The following is a 4,464-nucleotide window of genomic DNA, read 5'->3' as shown; positions in this document are numbered from 1 at the left end:
CCCCACCACCGGGTATCCCGCCGCCACGGCCGGTGGCCCCGAACCGCCGCGGCGCGCGGCAACGTCAGGTTCGCGGCCGGGCGCCGCGTCGCAAAAGGGCTTGGCTGCAAGTGATTTCGCTGAGCCTGGTGATCGCCGTACTGCTGGGCGGTGCCGCGCTCCTGGGTGGCGCGCTGTGGGTGGAAACCGCGCTACACCGGCAGGCCGTCCTGACCGACTACCCGGGCCGCCCGGCGGCCGGGCCAGGCAGCACCTGGTTGCTGGTGGGCTCGGACAGCCGCCAAGACCTCACCGCCGAGCAGCAGCAGGCTTTGGCAACCGGCGGCGACACCGGCAACGGCCGAACCGACACCATTCTGATGGTGCATGTGCCCGCCTTCGGGTCCGGCTCGTCGACGACGATGGTTTCCATCCCCCGCGACTCTTACGTACCGATCCCCGGGTACGGCCGCGACAAGATCAACGCCGCGTTCGCGATGGGCGGTGCGCCGCTGCTGGCGCAGACGGTCGAGCAAGCCACCGGTCTGCGGATCGACCATTACGCCGAGATCGGGTTCGGTGGTTTCGCCGGGCTGGTCGATGGCCTGGGCGGGGTCACCGTCTGCCCGACCGCGCCCATCGAGGACCCGCTGGCCGGCATCAACCTCCCCGCCGGGTGCCAGAAGCTGGCTGGCCACGACGCGCTGGGTTTCGTGCGTAGCCGGGCCACGCCACGTGCCGATCTGGATCGTATGGTCGAACAGCGGCGATTCATGGCGGCATTGCTGCACCGGGCGGCCAGCCCGGCGGTCTGGCTCAACCCGTGGCGGTGGTATTCGGTGCCGCATGCGGCGCTGGGCGCATTGACCGTCGACCACGACGATCATGTCTGGGACCTGGCCCGGCTGGGCTGGGCGCTACACGGGTCGATGACCGCGTTGACCGTTCCGATCGGCGAGCTCACCAGCGGCGGCTCGGGTTCGGTGGTGGTATGGGATCACGAGAAGGCGAGCGCGTTGTTCGATGCGCTGGCCGGCGACCGGCCGGTGCCGTCGACCGTTCTCGGTGATCAACCATAAACCATTAGTTCCGGGCCGTATTCTCTGCTTTTCGCCTTCGCCATAAATGGCGCGACGCATGTAGTCAACATAGCCTTTCATTACTTAGGAAAAGCTGGCCTCAGTAAGCATGACCTTCGATGACAAGGCGCTTGACCTGCAGTAGCGTGGCCAACATGAACGATCATGATGTCCATAAATCAAAGTTTCACGCGTTATTGCAGGAGCAGGTTTTTCACGAATTCACCAACTCTCAGCAATATGTCGCCATCGCCGTTTATTTCGACGGCGCCGAACTGCGGCAGCTGGCCAAACGCTTTTATGCTCAAGCGATCGAGGAGCGCAACCACGCGATGATGCTGGTGCAATATCTGCTCGACCGCGACGTGCACCTCGAGATCCCCGGTGTCGAGGGAGTGCGCAATGCGTTCGACACCCCGCGTGACGCGCTGGCGCTGGCGCTCGACCAGGAGCGGCTGGTCACCGACCAGGTCAGCAGGCTGGCCGCGGTAGCCCGTGACGAGGGCGACTACCTCGGCGAGCAGTTCATGCAGTGGTTCCTCAAGGAGCAGGTCGAGGAGATGGCACGGATGACGTCGCTGGTGCGGGTCGCCGATCGCGCCGGGGCCAACCTGTTCGACCTGGAGAACTTCGTCGCCCGGGAAATCGACTCGGCGCGCAGCGTGGCCGACGCGCCGGCCGCTGCCGGAGGCCGCCTCTGACTAGTGCGGGTCGGCGCCGGTCAGGCCGTCTTCCAGCCAGGCCTTAACCCGGCCGGGGTAATTAGTGGCCAGCCAGGCCACCCCGATGTCTCGGCAGAAACGGACGTCCTCGTAGTCGTCGGGCGTCCAGCAGTACAGCGCCCGCCCTTGGGCGGCCGCACGGTCGACCAGCTCGGGATGTGCCCGCAGCGTGGCGATCGCCGGCCCCACGGCGGTTGCCCCGACCGTGCTGGCCGCGCTGCTGGCCAGGTATCGATGGCTCCGGCCGAGCAGCACCGTCGGCAGCAGCGGCGCCGCCCGGCGGACCCGCCACAGTGCTGCCGCGGAGAACGACATCACCACTGCCCGCGATCGATCCGCGGAGGCCGGCGCAGCGATGCCGTAGCGGTGCAACAACGCCAGCACTTTGCTTTCGACCAATGCTCCATATCGGACTGGATGTTTGGTCTCGATGAAGATCTTCACCGGCCGCTTCCAGTCCAGCACCAGTGACACAAGCGCGTCCAACGTCAACAGGCCGGTGTCGCCGTGGGCGCCATCGGCGCGCCAACTGCCATGCCAGGAACCGAATTCCAGCTCACGAAGTTGGGCCAGCGTCATCATGCTGACCAGACCGGCACCGGTGGACGTCCGGTCGAGCTTGCGGTCGTGCACGCAGACCAAGTGCCCGTCGCGGGTGAGCCGGACGTCGCATTCCACGCCGTCGGCGCCTTCGCGCAGCGCGAGATCGTAAGCGGCCAGGGTGTGTTCCGGCCGGGACGCCGAGGCTCCGCGATGCGCAACCACAAACGGGTGCCGGGAGACCACCTCCTCGGCCCACGTCATGTCCCTATGCTGCCGGTTCTTCACCCGTCAACTCAACTGCTGCAGGAGATTCCGATTCGTCGGCGCCGTCGTCGGCCACCACCACCCAGCGGTGGGCGGGCCGTTCGATCGGCTTTGCCTCGAATCCTTCGAATACCTTCGCGGTCGCCAGCACTGCCACCAACGCCAGCAGATAAGCGACGATCATGGCCACGGTGTTGTTGGCGATGCCCTGTGCGTCCTGAGCCCCACTGGTCACCGACGCGAAGACCGACGTCACGCTGCTGAGCAGCCACAGCAGCCACCAGCCCCAGATCACGTGGCGTAACCGGGCGTAATGGTCCTCGGTTTTGGCCAACTCGATCACGTAGACCAGCGCCCAGAGCGCGGCCAGCAGGGGCAGACAACAGAACCCGATGCAGGCGGCCATCAACGCCCAGCTGGCCGAGTGTCCGGTGGTCGCCGCGACCACAGCGAACGTAATGGCCAGCACCATCGCCGCCGACGGCGGCAGCAGCGTGCCGGCCCACAGCGCCCGACGCGAGCGGGGGTCCGGCCGGCCGACGTGCTCGAAGGCCGCAGCGCGACGGGCGATCAACCATCGCGTCAGCGCCACCGCGCAGGTCATCACCGCCGCGATCGCGGCCAGGCTGGCCAGCACGCTCAACAGCGCCGCCGCGTCAGCCACCAGCCAGTTCAGCAGGGTATTGCGGTTGATGATCAGCAACAGATACCGCACCAGATGCATCAGCGCGGCAGCGCCCAGGGCCACCGCGGCGACGAAGAACGACGACCGAACGCGATCTGCCGGCGGCGCCTGCCGCTGCGTCCGATCGGACCAGGCGCTGGCCGCGTCGATCCGGTCCATCAGGCCCCAGCGCGGTATCGCGAGGTAACGCGGGGTCGGGCCGAGCGGACGGCGACGGCGACGAGGCGGGGGTGGCGGACCTGGACGCACGGCGATCCATCGATAGCCCGGTGGCAGCCGAGGAGCCCTGCGCGGACCGGGACCCCAGCCGGAATCGGCGGCGGGAGCTTGAGGTGCGCCGGTAGCCGACGGCGCCATCAAGGTGCCGTTGCAGCGCGGACACCACGACCGCTGCTTGTCGCGGACGTTCCAGCGTGTGCCGCACTGGGAGCACACTTGGATCATTAGCGCCGCTCCTCCTCATCGCTGCGCCCTGCATCGTCGCCGACGCGGATCATCAGCGCCGCTCCTCCTCATCGCTGCGCCCTGCATCGTCGCCGGCGCGGATCATCAGATCAGACTAACTGTGCGATCGAAATCTGCTGCTAGCGGCGACAGGTCGGCCGGTCAGATGCTTCCGGGTCCGCCGTCGCCGGTGACCACCGGGCGGCCCGCCTCGGCCCACGCCAGCATTCCGCCGTTGACGTTGATCGGGTCGTAGCCGTTGTTGGCCAGCAACTGCGCGACCTTCGCCGAGCGCCCGCCGGCCTTGCAGATGACGTACAACGTGGCCGACCGGTCGATCTCCTCGAGCCGGGCCGGCACCTCACCCATCGGGATGTGCTGGGCCTGCGCGGCGTGACCGCGGTTCCACTCGTCGTCTTCGCGCACGTCCAGCAACACCGATGTCGGGCCGAATTCAGCGGGCAGGTCGCTGATGGTTGTCTGTGCGATCACCGGTTCACCGTCCACGGGGTTGATCTTGGCACGGAAGGTGCGGCCGCGTTAAGGCCAACTGTCAGCTAAAACCGGATATCCACAGTTTCCACAGGTTTATCCACAGGCTGGACTGACGAGCCTTCGTGCATTAATGCACGATCACTAGCCGACTCGGGTGTGCAGCTGTGGATAACCGCGTCCGTTACCGCTTCGTGATCGGCTGCCCGAATCGGCCCTCAGCGAATTCTTAGCGAGTCTCACGGTTGCGCCATCT

5 protein-coding genes are annotated in these 4,464 nt (G+C 67.0%); 2 read left to right on the top strand and 3 right to left on the bottom strand.

Annotation, left to right across the window (positions count from 1 at the left end; genetic code table 11):
* Together WAO18_RS19530 and WAO18_RS19525 are read left to right on the top strand one after the other, a co-directional pair.
* Positions 1-1,058, top strand: a 1,058-nt coding sequence (locus WAO18_RS19530) for an LCP family protein (protein WP_422207885.1), incomplete at its 5' end; no start/stop codon positions are given.
* Positions 1,059-1,213: 155 nt separating this feature from the next.
* Positions 1,214-1,759, top strand: coding sequence for a ferritin (locus WAO18_RS19525; RefSeq protein ID WP_422207884.1), 546 nt, complete (start codon positions 1,214-1,216; stop codon positions 1,757-1,759).
* On the opposite strand, the gene WAO18_RS19520 is transcribed toward WAO18_RS19525, so the two are convergent.
* From WAO18_RS19520 to WAO18_RS19510, 3 genes are all read right to left on the bottom strand, one after another.
* A complete protein-coding gene (locus WAO18_RS19520) occupies positions 1,760-2,584 on the bottom strand; it encodes a glycerophosphodiester phosphodiesterase (RefSeq protein WP_422207883.1) in 825 nt (274 codons plus the stop codon).
* A gap of 4 nt (positions 2,585-2,588) precedes the next feature.
* A complete protein-coding gene (locus tag WAO18_RS19515) occupies positions 2,589-3,716 on the bottom strand; it encodes a DUF4328 domain-containing protein (RefSeq protein ID WP_422207882.1) in 1,128 nt (375 codons plus the stop codon).
* 162 nt (positions 3,717-3,878) lie between these two features.
* Positions 3,879-4,223, bottom strand: a complete 345-nt coding sequence (locus tag WAO18_RS19510; protein ID WP_422207881.1) for a rhodanese-like domain-containing protein — start codon at positions 4,221-4,223, stop codon at positions 3,879-3,881.
* Between the last annotated feature and the right edge of the window lie 241 nt (positions 4,224-4,464).

Source organism: Mycobacterium sp. (genome assembly GCF_049278535.1).
Classification (GTDB): Bacteria; Actinomycetota; Actinomycetes; order Mycobacteriales; family Mycobacteriaceae; genus Mycobacterium.
Note: the sequence above shows the minus strand (reverse complement) of the source record. Positions and strands in the feature narration are given on the sequence as shown.

Bases quoted from the DNA above. Each gene is read 5' to 3' on its own strand.
- WAO18_RS19525 (WP_422207884.1), top strand. From the start codon at position 1,214: ATGAACGATCATGATGTCCATAAATCAAAGTTTCACGCGTTATTGCAG.
- WAO18_RS19520 (WP_422207883.1), bottom strand. From the start codon at position 2,584: ATGACGTGGGCCGAGGAGGTGGTCTCCCGGCACCCGTTTGTGGTTGCG.
- WAO18_RS19515 (WP_422207882.1), bottom strand. From the start codon at position 3,716: ATGATCCAAGTGTGCTCCCAGTGCGGCACACGCTGGAACGTCCGCGAC.